Annotated in this window: 17 protein-coding genes; 7 read left to right on the top strand and 10 right to left on the bottom strand. The window is 66.6% G+C overall.

The genetic code is table 11. From position 1 onward, the window contains the following. Position 1: 1 nt before the first annotated feature. Positions 2 to 1,840, bottom strand: coding sequence for a serine/threonine-protein kinase (locus tag G5C50_RS16245; protein WP_165071062.1), 1,839 nt, complete (start codon positions 1,838 to 1,840; stop codon positions 2 to 4). After that, on the bottom strand, positions 1,837 to 2,412 hold the full coding sequence (locus G5C50_RS16240; protein WP_165071060.1) for an ECF-type sigma factor: 576 nt from the start codon (positions 2,410 to 2,412) through the stop codon (positions 1,837 to 1,839). Before G5C50_RS16240 ends, G5C50_RS16245 begins: the two co-directional genes overlap by 4 nt. Positions 2,413 to 2,578: 166 nt before the next feature. Here G5C50_RS16240 and G5C50_RS16235 point away from each other — a divergent pair, with 166 nt between their 5' ends. Both G5C50_RS16235 and G5C50_RS16230 read left to right on the top strand, forming a co-directional pair. Then, complete coding sequence (locus G5C50_RS16235; RefSeq protein WP_165071059.1) at positions 2,579 to 3,616, top strand: cytochrome-c peroxidase; 1,038 nt, start codon at positions 2,579 to 2,581, stop codon at positions 3,614 to 3,616. Positions 3,617 to 3,726: 110 nt separating this feature from the next. After that, complete coding sequence (locus G5C50_RS16230; protein WP_165071057.1) at positions 3,727 to 4,899, top strand: cupin domain-containing protein; 1,173 nt, start codon at positions 3,727 to 3,729, stop codon at positions 4,897 to 4,899. A gap of 27 nt (positions 4,900 to 4,926) precedes the next feature. Here G5C50_RS16230 and G5C50_RS16225 read toward each other — a convergent pair whose 3' ends face one another. Further along, positions 4,927 to 5,757 carry an SDR family NAD(P)-dependent oxidoreductase gene (locus G5C50_RS16225; RefSeq protein WP_165071055.1) on the bottom strand — a complete coding sequence of 277 codons (831 nt, stop codon included), beginning with the start codon at positions 5,755 to 5,757 and terminating at the stop codon, positions 4,927 to 4,929. Between the two features lie 141 nt (positions 5,758 to 5,898). Between G5C50_RS16225 and G5C50_RS16220 the strand changes: the two genes are divergently transcribed. The 3 genes from G5C50_RS16220 to G5C50_RS16210 all read left to right on the top strand — a co-directional run bounded on the left by G5C50_RS16220 (position 5,899) and on the right by G5C50_RS16210 (position 9,620). After that, positions 5,899 to 7,014, top strand: a complete 1,116-nt coding sequence (locus tag G5C50_RS16220) for an aminopeptidase (protein WP_165071054.1) — start codon at positions 5,899 to 5,901, stop codon at positions 7,012 to 7,014. Between the two features lie 173 nt (positions 7,015 to 7,187). Beyond that, positions 7,188 to 8,603, top strand: coding sequence for an efflux RND transporter periplasmic adaptor subunit (locus G5C50_RS16215; protein ID WP_165071052.1), 1,416 nt, complete (start codon positions 7,188 to 7,190; stop codon positions 8,601 to 8,603). Between the two features lie 198 nt (positions 8,604 to 8,801). Beyond that, complete coding sequence (locus tag G5C50_RS16210) at positions 8,802 to 9,620, top strand: HEAT repeat domain-containing protein (RefSeq protein ID WP_165071051.1); 819 nt, start codon at positions 8,802 to 8,804, stop codon at positions 9,618 to 9,620. On the opposite strand, the gene G5C50_RS16205 is transcribed toward G5C50_RS16210, so the two are convergent. From G5C50_RS16205 to G5C50_RS16185, 5 genes are all read right to left on the bottom strand, one after another. Beyond that, entirely contained in the window at positions 9,602 to 9,982 is a 381-nt protein-coding gene (locus G5C50_RS16205; RefSeq protein ID WP_240907110.1) for a response regulator, read from the bottom strand. The genes G5C50_RS16210 and G5C50_RS16205 overlap by 19 nt on opposite strands. Before the next feature lie 28 nt (positions 9,983 to 10,010). Then, a complete protein-coding gene (locus G5C50_RS16200; RefSeq protein ID WP_165071048.1) occupies positions 10,011 to 10,712 on the bottom strand; it encodes an HAD family hydrolase in 702 nt (233 codons plus the stop codon). A gap of 45 nt (positions 10,713 to 10,757) precedes the next feature. Then, positions 10,758 to 11,105 carry a P-II family nitrogen regulator gene (locus tag G5C50_RS16195; RefSeq protein WP_165071046.1) on the bottom strand — a complete coding sequence of 116 codons (348 nt, stop codon included), beginning with the start codon at positions 11,103 to 11,105 and terminating at the stop codon, positions 10,758 to 10,760. Between the two features lie 128 nt (positions 11,106 to 11,233). After that, entirely contained in the window at positions 11,234 to 11,410 is a 177-nt protein-coding gene (locus G5C50_RS16190) for a hypothetical protein (protein ID WP_165071045.1), read from the bottom strand. Positions 11,411 to 11,439: 29 nt separating this feature from the next. Next, a complete protein-coding gene (locus G5C50_RS16185) occupies positions 11,440 to 11,826 on the bottom strand; it encodes a hypothetical protein (protein WP_165071044.1) in 387 nt (128 codons plus the stop codon). A 287-nt stretch (positions 11,827 to 12,113) separates the two neighbouring features. Here G5C50_RS16185 and G5C50_RS16180 point away from each other — a divergent pair, with 287 nt between their 5' ends. After that, on the top strand, positions 12,114 to 12,974 hold the full coding sequence (locus tag G5C50_RS16180) for a sigma-70 family RNA polymerase sigma factor (protein WP_165071042.1): 861 nt from the start codon (positions 12,114 to 12,116) through the stop codon (positions 12,972 to 12,974). Positions 12,975 to 12,990: 16 nt separating this feature from the next. Here G5C50_RS16180 and queA read toward each other — a convergent pair whose 3' ends face one another. After that, the gene (queA, locus tag G5C50_RS16175) at positions 12,991 to 14,046 is read right to left on the bottom strand and encodes a tRNA preQ1(34) S-adenosylmethionine ribosyltransferase-isomerase QueA (RefSeq protein ID WP_165071041.1); all 1,056 of its coding nucleotides are present in this window, start codon (positions 14,044 to 14,046) and stop codon (positions 12,991 to 12,993) included. Between the two features lie 100 nt (positions 14,047 to 14,146). On the opposite strand from queA, the gene G5C50_RS16170 reads away from it, so the two are divergent. Further along, positions 14,147 to 15,319, top strand: a complete 1,173-nt coding sequence (locus G5C50_RS16170) for a glycosyltransferase (RefSeq protein WP_165071040.1) — start codon at positions 14,147 to 14,149, stop codon at positions 15,317 to 15,319. Between the two features lie 6 nt (positions 15,320 to 15,325). Here G5C50_RS16170 and G5C50_RS16165 read toward each other — a convergent pair whose 3' ends face one another. After that, positions 15,326 to 15,937 (bottom strand): hypothetical protein, encoded by a 612-nt coding sequence (locus G5C50_RS16165; protein WP_165071038.1) that lies wholly within the window; start codon positions 15,935 to 15,937, stop codon positions 15,326 to 15,328. Positions 15,938 to 16,097: the final 160 nt, after the last annotated feature.

Genomic DNA, 16,097 nt, shown 5'->3' with positions numbered 1-16,097 from the left:
TTCAGAAAGCCGTGGGCTCGGACTCGCGCCACCAAAGGGCGGCGCGTTCCGAGCCCCATTCGTTTGCCGAGGAGCAGGCGGCCAGGGCTCGCTCCAGGTCGCGGATGTTCTGGTAGCGATCCTCGGGTCGCTTCTCCAGGCAGCGGAGGACGACGCGCTCCAGATCCTCGGGGACGCCCGGACGGCGCTTCGAGGGGGGCGTAACCGTATCGCGGGCGGCGGCGATCAAGATCGCCACGGCGCTTCCCTGGGCGAAAGGGGGTTCGCCGGTGAGCAGGAAGTAGGCGACCGCACCCAGGGAATAGACGTCGCTGCGGGCGTCGACCTCGGCGTCGCCGGTGGCCTGTTCGGGGGCCATGAACGCGGGGGTCCCCTGGATCCGCCCTTCGCCGCTCAGGTCGGCCGAACGGGCGTCGGGGATCCTGACCAGGCCGAAATCGAGCAGCTTGGCCACGTCGTCGACGCCCCCCCGGCGAGTGGCGAAGATGTTCGACGGCTTGATGTCGCGGTGGACCAGGCCGGCGTCGTGAGCCTCCGCGAGCGCCATGCAAACCTGCCGCAGCAGGTGCACGGTCCTCCCCGGCGGCAGCGGGCCGTGGCGGCGGACGAGATCCTCCAGGCTCAGGCCCGGCAGGTATTCCATCACGTAGAAATACTCGCCGTCCTCGGTGCGGCCGTAGTCGTAGACGTCGACCGTGTTGGGGTGAGACAACTCGGCCGTGATCCGGACTTCTCGCTCGAACCGCTCCAGCGTCCGGGCGTCCGCGACGACGCCGGGGCGGATCAATTTCAAGGCGCAAGGCCGCTTGAGGAACTTGTGCTCGGCCAGGTGGACCTCGCCCATCCCCCCGGCTCCCAGCTTGCGGATCAGGCGGTACTGGCCCATCCGGCGGGCCTCGCGCTCCTGGCGACGGAGTCGGGTGATGGTGTAGGCGCCGTGCGTCGACCAGGCGGCGAGGATCAGCAGCAGGACGGCGTCGAAGCCGAAGTGCGCCAGCGGCGTGCTGCCGCGCTCCCGGCCCAGTTGAGCCATCCAGGTCATCGGCCCGGGGTGCCGCATGAGCAGGATGACGAGCGTCACGAACGGCAGCAGGGCGATCGAGCCGACCACCAGCGCGGCTCGTCGCCAGCTTGTCGGCGCGTAGATGCCGTACGACATGATCAGGATGGTCGCGATCAGGACCCGATGGTTGAACACGAGCTGCGCCCGGTCCGGGTCGTCGCGGAGCGAGAAATCGAGCATCGTCTGATACTGGGCGAACGCGTAGACGACGGCGACCGTCCCGATCATCCCCAGCTCGATCGCCCGGAACTCGGAGAGCGTGAAGAGACGCGGACCGTTGAGGACGAGGACGAGCGTCCCAAGAGCGACGACGAGCAGCGAATACGGCAGAGCTTGCCAGGGGTTCGGGTCGCGGACGACGGTGAATTTCCAGGCCAGAATGAACAGCGTGATAACCAGGCACGTGGTCGTCAGCCCGATCAGGCGGCGGCGGGCGAGGTCGCGTCCCCCGATCGAATGAGAGGCCGAGGCGTGCCGGATCGCCTCATAGGGCGTGAAGCCGCGCCGGCCCCCTCGGCCCTCGTTCGATTCCGTGGAGGATTCCTCGGGTTCCCGACCTCGCGGACGGACCCAGGTCGTCGAGGCCGATTCCTCGGGGAGCGAGAGGAAGCCGTCCCCTTCCGCGCGTTCATCCTGTCGGACGAGGCGTCGGATCTCCTCCAGCAGCTCGAGATCCTCGCCGCAGGCGGATTGCAGCCAGCGGTCGCGATCGGCGACGGGAAGCTGAACCGCCTCGTCGAACAACTCGGCGACGCGCCGCCAGCGGGCGTCGTTCATCCTTCTTCGCCCCCGCGGAGCTGTTCGCCCAGCCAGGCCCGCGCCAGCCGCCAGTCGCGCTCGACGGTGACGACGGCCACCCCGAGGGCCTCGGCGACCTCCGGGACGGTCATCCCGGCGAAGTAGCGGAGGGTCATCACCTGCGCCTGCCGCTCGCTCATCTTCGCCAGGCGGTCGAGGCTCTCGTGAACGGCGATCACGTCGAGCCCTTGCTGCTCGAAATAGTCCACGACGCCGTCCATCGGCACCCGCTTCCACTTGCCGCCGCGACGCCCCGCAGCGCGTCGGCGGGCGTGGTCGATGAGGACCTCGCGCATGGCCCGCGCCGCCGAGGCTAGCAGGAAGCCGCGGTCGTCGGCCTTTTCAAAGACCTCTTCGCCCAGCAGCCGGATCACGGCCTCGTGGACGACGGCCGTCGGCGAGAGCGTGTGGTCGGAACGCTCTCGCGTCATCATCCGGCCGGCCACCCGGCGCAGCTCCTCATAGAGCAGTGAGAGCAACTCGTCCCGAGCGTGCTCGTCGCCGCCGCGCGCTCGCCCGAGGATCTGGGTCACCTCGCCGCCCGGTTCCATCACAACTCCCCGTGGAATTTGATTGTCGGCCCTCGCTGTTTCAGACGAACATTTTCCAGGACTTGCGAGAACTCGGCAAGCCGATGAAGGGTCGCGTCGAGATTCCTCGCGTCCCTTGCGGCGGGCGAGGTGTCGAATCGGACGCGAGACGTGGGGAGACGGGATCATGACGATGCGATGGCGCTTCTTCGGCTTCATGATGCTGCTCGCGGTCGCCGTCGACGCGGACGACGAACTCCTGGGACAGGCCCGCGACCGCTTCCGATCGCTCCCCAAGGACATGGCGACCGCCGACGCGCCGACCACCCCCGAACGGGTCCGCCTGGGCCGGGCGCTGTTCTTCGAGCCGCGGATCTCAGCCGACGGCACGACGAGCTGTTCGCGGTGCCACCTGCCGACGCTGCCGGCGATCGACGGGCTTCCGCGATCGATCGGGGCCCTGGACTTTCACCTTCCGCGCAACGCCCCCACGGTCTTCAACGCGGCGCTGCATTCCTCTCAGCACTGGGACGGACGGTTCCCGACTGTCGAGGATCAGGCCAGGACGGGAGTCGCGGGCAAGGGCTTCGGCAACTCGGGTTTCGACGCCGTGAAGGCCCGGCTCGAGGCGATTCCCGGCTATGCGCCGCTCTTTCGCGAGGCCTTCCCCGGCCAGGTCGATCCGATCAACGACGAGAACTTCGGCAAGGCCGTCGGGGCGTTCGAGCGGACGCTGATCTCGCGATCGCGGTTCGACGAGTATCTCGACGGCAGGGCCGACGCCCTCACTCCCGCCGAGCGCAAGGGGCTTCAGAAGTTCATCGAAATCGGCTGCGTCGACTGCCACAAGGGCGTGGGCGTTGGCGGCGAGGGCTTCCGCAAGTTCGGCGTCGTGGCCGACTACTGGACGGCGACCGGCTCGACGGTGCACGACGAGGGCCGCTTCGGCGTTACCAACAATCCAGGCGACCGCTTCAAGTTCAAGGTCCCCGGCCTCCGCAACGTCGAGGCGACGGCGCCCTACTTCCACGACGGCTCGGTCGCCGACTTGCCGAAGGCCGTCCGCGTCATGGGAAAAGTCCAGCTCGGCGAGGAGCTGTCCGACGACGACGTCGCATCCATCTCCGCCTTCCTCGGCAGCCTGACGGGTGCCGAACCCGCGGAGTACCAAAAGGTGCCGACGCTTCCTTCGGGCGGATTTCCGACGGAATCCGGCCGACGCTGATCCAGTTGGTTATTTTGATGGTCAATTCGATCTGGCTCGCGACCCCGGCATCAACCGGGGGATGGAAATTGTACGCCCAGGATCGGATCGAGATTTTCAAGGAGTTTCACATGGCCACGCTACCGAGGCGAGAATTTCTGGCGGGCGCGGGGATCGCCGCGGCGGCTGCGGCCGCGACGGCGGCGTCCAGGCGAGCGGAGGCCGGCGACCCCACCTTCATGAACAACGTCCCCGACCCGGTTCTCGCCGGCGAGGAGCTGCCGACCTTCAAGTTCGAGCTGGAGAAGTCGCACGGCAAGGTGATCGGCGGCAGCTACGGCAAGGAGGCGACGGTTCTGCAACTGCCGGTTTCCAAGGGGATCGCCGGCGTTTCGATGAAGCTGGAGCCCGGCGCGATGCGCGAGCTTCACTGGCACGCCACGGCCGCCGAATGGGCCTTCGTCCTGGATGGCCGCGTCCGGACGACCGTCATCGACCCCAACGGCGGCTCGGAGACCAACGACTTCGAGCCCGGCGACGTCTGGTACTTCCCGCGCGGCCACGGCCACATGCTGGAGTGCCTGGGGGACGAGCCGTGCCACTTCATCCTGATCTTCGACAACGGCTACTTCTCAGAGTTCGGCACGTTCAGCATCAGCGACTGGATCGGCCACGTCCCGAAGCCGCTTCTCGCCAAGAACTTCGGCCTGCCGGAGTCGGCCTTCGACGGGTTCCCGAAGGAGGAAGTTTACTTCGCGAGGGGGCCGAAGCCTCCCGAGACTCCGCAGAAGCCGATCGAGGGCTGGGTCCAGCCGCCGCTGACGCATAAGTACGAACTGCTGAAACGCCCGCCGCACCGGACGTTCAACGGCGGGCGAGAATGGCGGGTCGATTCCAAGGCCTTCCCGATCTCCAAGACGGTGACCGGCGTGATCCTCGACCTCGACCCGGGGGGGCTCCGCGAGCTGCACTGGCATCCGACGGCCGATGAGTGGCAGTACGTGATCGAGGGGGACGTGAGCGTCACGATGTTCGGTTCGCACGGCCGGTACCGCACCGAGACGCTGTCGAAGGGGGACGTCGGCTACATCCCCCAGGGGTATGGGCATTCGGTGGAGAACGTCGGCGACAAACCCTGCCGACTGCTGATCGGCTTCAACACAGGCGTCTACGAAACGATCGACCTCTCGCAGTGGATCGCCGGCAATCCGGTCGACGTCCTGGCGACGAACTTCTCGAAGCCGGCCTCGCTCTTCGAGAAGTTCCCGCGCAAGGATGTTTTTATCGCGCCGGCGACAGAGTGAGGCTCTCGGCGGGGACGACTCGCGGCCTCAGAGGGCCGCGAGGTAGCCGCCGTCGACGGGGAGGGCGACGCCCGTAATGTAGTCGCTGGCCTTGCTGGCGAGGAAGACGGCCGCGCCGGCCATGTCCTCGGGCTTGGCCCAGCGGCCGTAGGCGATCCGCGCGACGACGCGCTCGTGCAGACCGGGAACCTGCTGGCGCGCGGCGATGGTCATCTCGGTGTCGAACCAGCCGGGGAGGATGGCGTTGACCTGGATGTTGTCGGCCGCCCATGAGAGGGCCAGGCTCTTGGTGAGCTGGACGATCGCTCCCTTCGACGCGGCGTAAGCGGTCGCAAAGGGGGAGCCAAGAATCGACGTCATGCTGCCGGTGTTGACGATTTTGCCGCCCCCCTGCTTCTTCATCCAGGGGTAGACGGCCTTGGAGGCCAGGAACGCCGAGGTGATGTTGGCGTTCATCACCTGGTTCCACTCGTCCAGCGAAAGATCCTGGGGCGGCTTGCGGATGTTGATGCCGGCGTTGTTGAACAGGGCGTCGATCCGCCCGAAGTGCTCGCCGGCCTCGGCGACGGCCCGCTCAACGTCTTCCGGCTTGCTGAGGTCGGCGACGACCGCCAGGGCCTTGGCGCCGGTTTGGCTCGTCACGCTCTCGGCGGCGGCGCGGGTCTTCTCGGCGTTGCGTCCCACCAAGGCGACTGATGCGCCGGCCTCGGCCATGCCCATGGCCATGCCCAGGCCGATGCCGCCGTTGCCGCCGGTGATGATCGCGGTCTTCCCCGTCAGGTCGAAGAGGCTCAAGGAACCGTTCCCTTTCCCGACGCGCCGGGCCGTCTTGCCGTCTCGGCGCGAAGGTTGGATCATGAAGCAAGTCTGTTCCGGAGGCCGTTGCGCCCACGCGCTTCGATCTCCTCGTTCGAAAGGCTAATCGACGTCCCCTTCGCGGGCAAGCGGGCCGAGACCGGCCCGGCTCGCGTCCATGAGGGCGTCTCGGAGTCCGCCGCGATGCCCGACCCTCGCTGGGAAACCCTGGCCGACATCCTCATCGACCACTCCGTCCGGCTTCAGGCCGGCGAGACGCTCCTCATCGAGTGCTTCGACCTTGCCGACTCGACGCTCCCCCGGCTCCTCGTCAAGAAGGCCGCCGAGCGAGGGGGAATAGCCCTCGTCGAGACTCGCGACCAGCGGATTCTCCGCGAGCTGGTGCTGCGCGGCTCCCCCGAGGCGATCGCGACGTGGGGCCGGATCGACCGGGCGCGGATGGACCAGGTCCAGGCCTACCTGGGACTCCGTGGGGCCTGGAACATCAGCGAGATGAGCGACATCCCCGCCGATCGGCTGGACGCCTACAACGCCCTCTACCAGAAGCCCGTCCACTTCGAGCGTCGGGTGACTCACACCAAATGGTGCGTTCTGCGACTGCCGAACGCCAGCATGGCCCAGCAGGCCGCAACCAGCACCGAGGCGTTCGAGGACTTCTACTTCGACGTCTGCACGCTCGATTACTCCAAGATGGCCAAGGACTTGAAGCCGCTGGTCGAGCGGATGAACGCGGCGAAGGACGTCCGGATCACGGGCCCGGAAACCGACCTATCGTTCTCGATCGCCGGAATCCCGGTCGTGCCGTGCGCCGGGACGATGAACATCCCCGACGGCGAGGTCTTCACCGCCCCGGTCCGCGACTCGATCGAGGGCCACATCCGGTTCAACACGCCGACCATCTACCAGGGTGCCTCGTTCGACGGCGTCCGGCTGGAATTCTCGAAGGGAAAGATCGTCCAGGCCGATTGCGCGGGGGGAGACGTCGAGAAGCTCCGGAAGATCCTCGACGCCGACGAAGGGGCGAGCTATACAGGTGAATGGTCGATCGGTTGCAATCCGCGGATCATGTCGCCGATGCGGGACATCCTCTTCGACGAGAAGATCGCCGGGAGCTTCCATCTCACCCCCGGCAACGCGTACGACGAGGCCGACAACGGCAACCGATCGAAGATCCACTGGGATCTGGTGCAGATTCAGCGTCCGGAATACGGCGGCGGCGTCATCGCCTTCGACGGCGTCCCCATCCGCGTCGACGGCCGATTCGTCGTCGACGACCTCCGCCCGCTCGATGCCCGATGACCACGCTGATCCACATTTCAGGTCGCAAACCCCGAACCCCGGCCGGAAACCCGTCGTAAAACTCGACGAACGCGCCGACGTCCTATACGATTCGTGGTCGCCAGTTGCTATTGTGGGATGAAGTTTTCTTCATTCTCTCCCGTCGGTCGGCAGCGTCCTGCCGAGGAATCCCCATGACCGTCATTGGTGAATCCGTGCCTTCTTCGCCCCAGCCTTCGTCGGTTTCACGGACGGTCCAGGCCAGGACGCAGCCGCCCATAGCCAGGACCTCGTTCCTTTGGGGGCTGTTGAAGTTTCTGGTGTTCGCGGCGTTGGTCGGCGGCGGGGCGTGGCTCGTGTACACGGGAAGGGCTCCGAAGGAAGTGACCGAGGTCCTGGCCCGGCTCTTGCCCGTGAAACCAGAGGGACACGGGGAGGCGACGCCCGCTGCTCCGGCGTCGCCGAAGAAGTCCGCCGAGCCCTGGAACGGACTGGTCGGCCTGAGCGACGATCAGATTGCGGCGGTCGGGGTACACGTCGTTCCCGTCATGGCCCAAACCGATCCGATCAAGCTGGCGCTCACGGGCCGGACGGCCTACAACGAGAACTCGCTGACCAAGATCCGCCCCAGGTTCGACACCCTCGTCGAGGGAGTGCTGGCCGAGAAGGGGCGGCGGGTCAAGAAGGGCGACCCCCTCGTCGAGTTGTACAGCACCGAGTTGGCGAAGGCCAAGAACGCCTTTCAGATCAACTACGTTCAGTGGCAGCACGACCTTCGGTTTCTGAAAGTCCGCGAGAAACTGGTCAAAACCGGGGCTGTCTCTGAGCAAGCGTATGTGGACACGGTCAACGACGAGAGCAAGAGCCGTCTCGACTACATCACCGCTCTGGAGAACCTTCGGATCCTCGGCGTCCCCGAATCCGAGATCGAGCCTCTGACCGCCAACCTCAGCGACGCCAGCTCCAGCAACGATCTCCTCAATGTCAGCGACAAGGCGAAGCTGACCCTGCGGTCGCCGGTCGACGGGATCGTCATTCAGCGTGAGGTCGTCCCCGGCAACCTCTACGACAACAACGACGTCCTGATGATCATCGCCCCCCTGGATCAGCTCTGGATCTGGGCGAACGTCTTCGAGCGCGACCAGTCCAAGGTGAAGCTCGGCCAGCGGATGAACATTCAGTTCCCGTTCCTGGAACGCACCTTCCCGGGAACCGTCGAGTATGTCTCCAGCGAGGTCTCGAAGGACTCGCGGGCCTTCCAGATCCGCGCCTCGATTTCCAACCCGGACGGTCAACTCAAGGCCGACATGCTCGTCAAGGCCATCGTCGAGGTCCCGCCCGTCGAAGGCCAGACCGCCATTCCGAGAATCGCCATGGTGATGCTCCACGGCGATCCCTTCGTGTTCGTTCGCGACACCGCCGCCGAGAAGGACGGCAAGACCAAGCTCTTCGCACGCCGGCGCATCTTCCCCGCCCAGGAAAACACCGACGTCGTCATCGTCCACGACGGCCTTAAGGCGGGCGAGGAAGTCGCCACCAACGGCAGCCTCATCCTGGCCCAGATCTACGAGGACTTGCAGGTCGTCGCCACCGGCGCACCGCCTGAGTAAATCCCCTTCAAGGCTGACAGGCGGTAAAGCCCTTGCAATCCGCATAACGCGTGTCGGCTCGCCTGGGCCGGACAAATTGCCCTCAAGTCTCGCAAACTTTAGATAAAATGGGTTGATTGCGAAGAATAGTGCGGCAGGATTGGAGCAGGCGGAGAAATCGCTTCGCTCCAATTGAGCCTCTTCGCGAGCACATCTATGATGGCGGCGTTTGGTCTTGGCGTGGTTCTGGCGGCCTCAATCGGGACGATTCACGGGGGGCATGATCGGGTCGTCGCCGAGTGCTCTGACTGCGGGGCCGAACAGGCAGCGGTGCAGGAGAAGGTGGACAAACTTCGGACCTCCTCGCACTGGATCGTGCGGCGGAAGGCGGCCCGTTCCTTGAGGGCGTTCGACTGGCGTCGACATCCCGAAGCCGTCGAGGCGTTGGCGGACGCCGTCCGATGCGATCGCCAGTGTCTCGTTCGCCAGGAGGCCGCCGAGTCGCTGGGCAAGATGAAGCCGTGCTTGCCCGTCGCCCATGAAACGCTCGCCCACGCGGCCGAAGACGACCCGAGCCTGATCGCCCGTTGCGCCGCGAAGAAGGCGTTGAAGGCCGTGGGCAAGTCGTGCATCGAGCCCTGCGACGTCTGCGAGGGAGACGTCGAGTTCGGCGATGAGATCCCGCCGTTCCGCGAGGAACCCGGATTATCGCCGTTGCCGACGATGCCCCAGGGCTCGTCGGTCGTTCCGGAGACAACCCTGGAACCGCTCGCGCCCACCACGTTCACGACGCCGATCGCACCGCCGACGCCATCGCCGTTCGTACCGGTCGACGATGCTGGATTCCCAGCTCGGCCGCCGGTCGGACCGTCGCGGTTCGATCCCAACGGCTATCGTCGACTCGCGCCGCCGACGGTTCCCGTCGACCGCTATAACCCTCGGCCGGGCGAGGCGGCGCCGACGCCGGTCGGCGACGACGTCCCCGCGCCGAAGGTGGGCTGGTCGGATAAGCCGGCCGTTCAGTCGACGGCCAGGTAACGGCGGATCAGGTCGGGCAACTGCATGGTGAACTTGCTGCGAGGCATGACCTCCTGGCAGCCGGCCTCACGGGCCGCCGCCAGAGCCTGGGTATCGACGTGCGATCCGAAGGCGATGAACGGGACGTCGTCGCCGGCCTCGCCTCGCAGCTTCGTGACGATCTCGGGCGCGGCGAGAGGACCGGCGGCCAGGTCCACAAAGACGGCGCGAGGATTAAGCTCGGCGATCAGGGCCGAGGCCCGATCGGCGTCGCCCGCGACCTTGACCTCACGGCCAAGCTCGCGGGCGGTCCCCGTGATCTTGACCGTGAACATCAGGTCGCGACTCAAGAGCAGGCCCGTCGGGGGGGGGGCGTCCGGCACGGCGGCCTCCTTCGTCGTCATCGCAGGATCAGCGGGCCGGGACGTCGGCGAACGTCTCGTCGATCCACGAAGGGGTCAGTGCGGCCAGGCCGTCGATCGTGGCGTCGGCGCCGGCGCGGAGGAGATCGTCGGCGGGGTAGGTCTGGGTGATCCCCACGGCCTTCATCCCGGCCCCCTTGGCCGACTGGATGCCGGCCGTGCTGTCCTCGATCACGAGGCAGTCGGCCGTTTCCAGGTTCAGGTCGGGGTACTTCGCGCGGAGCGCTTCCCACGCCTGGACGTAGCCGGCGGGGTCGGGCTTGCAGTGGTGGGCGTCCTCGGCTGCGATGATGGCCGAGATGCAGTCGCGCAGGCCCAGGCGGTCGAGGGTGAATTCGATCTCGGCCCGCAGCGCGCCCGAGTTGATCGCCACTGGATAGCGGTCGGCCATGCGGCGAACGGTTTCCGCGGCATTCGGGAAGTATTTCAGGCCCTTCTCAGCCACTTCGAAGTATCGACGGCCCTTGCGCGCGATCATGTCCGCGATCCGGGCGGCGTCGTAGGTCTGGCCGAAATCTTCCAGGACGTGTTCGAAGCAGCCCGCGTCGTCGTAGCCGAGGTAGCGGTCGTGGTAGTCCTGGTAGGAGATGATGACTCCCTCTTGCTCCAGGACTTCGCGGAAAAGATCGAAGTGAACGTACTCGTCGTCGACGAGGACGCCGTTGAAGTCGAAGATCACGGCGGAAATCATGAGGGCGTCACCAGGGGGGCTGCAAGGGGGGCGGCGGGGGCGGCTTCAGATGGCCTCCGGCCCGCGTTCGCCGGTGCGGATGCGGATGCAGTCGTCGAGCGGCAGGATGAAGATCTTGCCGTCGCCGATCTTGCCGTCGGGGCCGCTGCGGCCGGCTTCGAGGATGGCGCTGACGGTGGGCTCGACGAAATCCTCGTTGACCGCGATTTGAAGCTCGATCTTGCGCAGGAGGTTCACCGTGACCTCATGGCCGCGGTAGACCTCCGTGTAGCCTTTTTGCCGGCCGAAGCCCTGGACGTCCATGATCGTGAGTCGAAAGACCTCGACCTTGGAAAGGGCCTCCTTGACGGCTTCGAGCTTGGTGGGCTGGATGATCGCGATGATGAGCTTCATGGAGGTCCGGCCCCGGGCGCGGAGGATTCAGGACGCGGACGCCGCGCCCAGGGCGTCGATTTTCGAACAGGGCCGTACTCGGCGTCAATCGGGGCTTGGCGGAATCCCGGGATCGACCGAGGATCGCGTCACTCCGCGTCGTGGCTGTGGCCGTGCCCCTGAACGTGGTCGTGCGAATGCTGCGCGGCCGAGTACGGGCGGTTCATCGACGCCGGATAGTCTTGATAGCTTCCAGTCCAGGTGCAACCCGTGAGGCCGAGGGCCAGGGCGAAGCACGAGAGTCCGACGAGGGCCTTCCTGGCCATGGCTCGGTTCCTTCCGACCGGAGTCGGGGTCAGGGGAGTTGGGGGAGGTTCGCGTCCGGCGTCCTTGGCAGGACGGGCTCCAGCGGCCGCATCGGCGGAGGGGGAGGAGGCGCAACGCCCTCGCCACGGATGTTCGCGGCTGCGCCGCCCGTGCTGGAGCCGGAGCCGTCGTCGCTCTGGGGGGCGTTGGGGACGAACGACTCCGCGACGCCCCGTGCGGTGGTGGGCGATGGCATCGTGAGTGTCACGTCGTCTCGGCGGGCGTCGCCCTGCAGGGGCGGACCCGTATAGGACCCCGGCATCGCGGCGAACTGCCCGGGGATCGGAAAGTCGTCGCACTCGTCGCAGAACGTCGCGCAGCCGATCCCGCCCGTGGCCAGGGCGACGGCCGCCACCGCGTGTCGTAGTTTGAACATGACGAATCCCTTCTCCTGAGGGCGGCTCGATCGGCTTCTTCCTGCCCCCGATCCAGGGCGTGTCCGTCACCGATCATCGGCAGGCCTTGCGACCGACGATGAGCCGAAATCCCCCAGCCTGCCCCTCCGCCGACCCCTCGCCGGCCTCCCGGTCGATCCGACGGGATGAATTCTTCCATGCAATCGCGGGGCGAGTTGACCGGCGCTGAGGACGTCTTACGGTAATCAACGGACGGGCCGGGCCGGGGGGCCACGGGGCCGTGGACGACATCAGGAGCATCCTCATCATGCCCACGAAGAGCACCAGCCGGCGCGACCTGGGCGGGTCGCCGTTGCAGATCTATCTCCAGGACATCAACGAAACTCCGCTCCTCTCCGCCGAAGAGGAACGGGCCCTCGCCGAACGCGTCGCCGCCGGCGATCCCTACGCCCGCGAGCACATGGTGAAGGCCAACCTCCGCCTCGTGGTGAATATCGCCCGGGGCTATCTAGGCAAGGGCCTGAACCTGGAAGACCTGATCGAGGAAGGGAATCTCGGTTTGATGCGGGCCGTCGAGGGATTCGACGGGATGATGGACACCCGCTTCAGCACCTATGCCAGCTACTGGATCAAGCAATCGATTCGACGCGCCGTGATGAACAACGGCAAGCCGATCCGGCTCCCGGCGTACATGGTCAGTCTGTTGGCGAAGTGGAAGCGGGCCTCGAACATCCTGGGCGATCGCCTCGGCCGGCAGCCGACGCCCGAGGAGATCGGCAAGGCCCTGAAGCTCTCCAAGAAGAAGATCGGAATCGTCACCAAGGCGATTCGCGTCAACAACCTGACGCACCAGATGGAAGGTTCCGATGACGAGAAGCAGATCCTCGACGACGTCCTGACCGACGACCGCGGTCGAGGGCCCGAGGAATTGATGATCGAGGCCGACGACCTGGAGAAGATTTTCGGCCGTCTGGAGCTGCTCGACTGCCGCGAGGCCGCGGTGGTTCGGATGCGGTTCGGCCTGGAACCTTTTGATCCGATGACTCTCCGCGAAGTCGGCGAGCAACTGGGCCTCACCCGCGAACGCGTCCGGCAGCTTGAGAGCCAGGCCCTTCGCAAACTCACCCACGACGTCGACGGCATGGGCGAGTTGGTCCCTCGCACCTGAGGCCGGCCAGTCCGCCTCAGCCGAGGATCAGCATGGCGTCGCCGTAGCTAAAGAAGCGGTATCGCTCGCGGATGGCTTCCGCGTAGGCGGTTCGGATCAATTCCGTCCCCGCCAGAGCGGAGACCAGCACCAGCAGGCTGCTCTTGGGCAAGTGGAAGTTGGTCACCAGAGCGTCGACTGCTCGAAAGACGTGGCCAGGGCGGATGAACATGTCGGTCCGCCCTCGGAAAGCTTGCAGCCCCCCCATCGCCGCGGCCGTCTCCAGGGTCCGGGTCGAGGTCGTACCCACGGCCACGATCCGGCCCCCGCCGGCACGTGCGGCGGCGAGCGTTTCGGCCGTTTCGGCCGTCACCTCGGCCCACTCCGCGTGCATCTTGTGGGCCTCGATCGACTCAACCTCGATCGGCCGGAACGTGCCGACGCCCACATGGAGCGTGACGTCGGCCGTCGGGATTCCGCGAGCGGCGAGACGGGCGAAAACCTCGTCCGTGAAGTGCAGGCCGGCCGTCGGCGCGGCGACCGAACCGGGGGCTCGCGAGTAGACGGTTTGGTAACGTTCCATGTCTTCGGCCGTCCCCAACCCGCGCCGGATGTAGGGGGGCAGGGGAGTCAGGCCGTACTTCGCCAGGAGATCGAAGGTTGTCGCACCGGCATCTTCTGAGAGACCAGGGCGTGGGCGGACGATCCAGGAGCCCCCGGCTCCGCGTCCTTCCAGAACGAGGGCCAGGCCGGGATCGGGACCGACTTCGACGCTTTCGCCGAGGGCCGGTCGGCCGCGGGTCCGCGCCAGGACTTCCCAGGTTCCGTCGACCCGGTCGTCGAGGAACAGGCCTTCCCACCGACCCTTCGTCGCGGCTCGTCGGCCGATCAGACGCGCAGGGATGACGCGGGAGTCGTTGCGAACGAGGATGTCGCCGGGCGAGAGCAGGCTTGGGAGTTCGGCGAACCGGTGGTGGGCGATCGTCCCCGCCCGGCGATCGACGACCATCAACCGAGAGGCGTCGCGAGGCTCGACCGGATGCTGGGCGATCAGTTCGTCGGGGAGGTCGAAGTCGTATTCCGAGGTCAACACGGCCGCCGGGCTCTCTCTCGTTGCGGATCCCAGGTAAGATCGGGACGGGGCGGACGCCGACGTCGCCGCCCGGCCTCCCATTCGAAGTGACGAGTATACCGTGCAGAGCCTGAAGCGACGCCTGGAGATCGCGCGGAGATCGCCTCTTCCCTGGCCCGACGCCCCGGTTCCCATCGCCTTGACGATCACCGATCTGGACGTCGGCGGGGCGGAAAGGGCTTTGACGAGCCTGACGCTCGGCCTGGACCGGCGTCGGTGGTCGCCCGCTGTCGTGAATCTCAGCGGCGAGGGGGCGCTGGCCGAGGGCATCCGATCGGCCGGCATTCCGGTTACAAGCCTGGGCCTGGGACGTCGCAGTTTGTTGCGAGGGGCCGCCAGGCTGGCTTCGACCTTGAAACGGCATCGGCCGGCTCTGGTTCAGAGCTTTCTCTTCCACGCCAACATCCTGTCGCGGTTGGCCGCACCGATGGCCGGATCCCCGTGGGTTCTGGGCGGATTGCGGGTGGCCGAGCGTCAGAAGGGCTGGCATTTGACGGTTGATCGACTGACCAGCCGGTTGGGTTGCGGGTCGGTCTGCGTCTCGGAGGGAGTTCGGCGTTTCAGCGTGGAGGAGGGAGGGCTCGACCCCGCGCGGCTGAGGGTCATCCCCAACGGCGTCGATCTTGGGCGGATTGATGTCGCGTCGCCCTCGCGACGCGGCGATCTGGGAGTTTCGACCGACGACGTTCTCGCTCTGACCGTGGGACGGCTCGACGTTCAGAAAGGATTGCCCGACCTGCTGGACGCGGTTGAGGAGGCCTCGAAGATCGCGCCCCGACTCCGGCTGGCGATCGTCGGGGACGGTCCCCTGCGCGGCTGGCTGGAGTCGAACGTCGCCGGACGGCCGGGGTTGTCGAGCAGGGTCGTCGTCCTGGGACGTCGCGATGACGTCCCTTCTTTGATGAAGGCGGCCGACCTGCTCATCCACGCCTCCCACTGGGAGGGGATGCCCAACGTCGTTCTTGAGGCGATGGCCGCTGGGCTGCCGGTGGTCGCAACGGCCGTCGAGGGGACCGACGAACTGGTCGTTCCTGGGCGGACGGGCTGGCTCGTCCCAGCCCGAGATCCGCGCAGCCTGGCGGCGGCGGTCGTTGAGGCCGCCGCCGACCGCGAAACGCGCCGTCGCCTGGGCCAGGCGGGGCGCTTTCGCGTCGAGGAGGAGTTTTCAATCCCCCGGATGGTCGAGCGATATGAGGATCTCTGGGCGGCCGTGCTTGGCTTCAGTGCCGGTTGACGACCGTCAGGAGTTGCCGCGCGACCAGGCGGAGGCCCGGACGAGCCGCAGGGAGGCGTTGGGCCGGAGTCGGCACGTCTCGGCGATCGCCAGGGTGCACTCGAGGGGATCGAAAGGAGTGTTCACCTGGTCGAGGATGGCCCAGTGGAGCGTCCGGGTGAAGGACGGGCTGAGGGTCACTCCGCGCTGAGCGCGGATGACGCCGTCGTCGGCGCCGACGAGCGAGATCCAGAGGAGGGCCCGTTCTTCCGGAGCGCCAGCCTCCGACGGAGTCGCTCGGGATTCGGGATGCTGGACATGCCAGGCGTATGGGACGTCCCGCCAGGCGGCCGAATCGCCGAAACGGAAGGCGAAGTAGAAAACGGGACCGAGGTTGGTTAGGGCGAATTGGGCGTCACCCTGGCGCACGTCGTCGATTTCCTCATGGGTCGGATCGGCGACGAACAGGGTCAGTTCATGACCATAGGGTCCGTAGCCATAATGAACGCATTCCGGCCAACGGACGCGACCATCCTGGAACAACTCTCCGACGCGATAGGCGGGGACTTGGGGTTCCTCGGTCGTCGTCGTGACCCGGGGCCAGGGGAACGTCGGGACCAACCGGTTATGGGTTTTCATCTCGACCTCGTCCAGGTTTGACGTCTTCCCGAGAACCATCCACGTCCCGGGATCGACTCTGGTCGTCATGTCCGTCTCAATGGGGACCACGGTCCAAAACCACGAGGCGGCGACGTCTCCAACTGCTGTCACTGTTTGGTCAAACGGGCGTCATCCTCCG

The organism is Paludisphaera rhizosphaerae (assembly GCF_011065895.1).
Taxonomy (GTDB): Bacteria; Planctomycetota; Planctomycetia; order Isosphaerales; family Isosphaeraceae; genus Paludisphaera; species Paludisphaera rhizosphaerae.
Note: the sequence above shows the minus strand (reverse complement) of the source record. Positions and strands in the feature narration are given on the sequence as shown.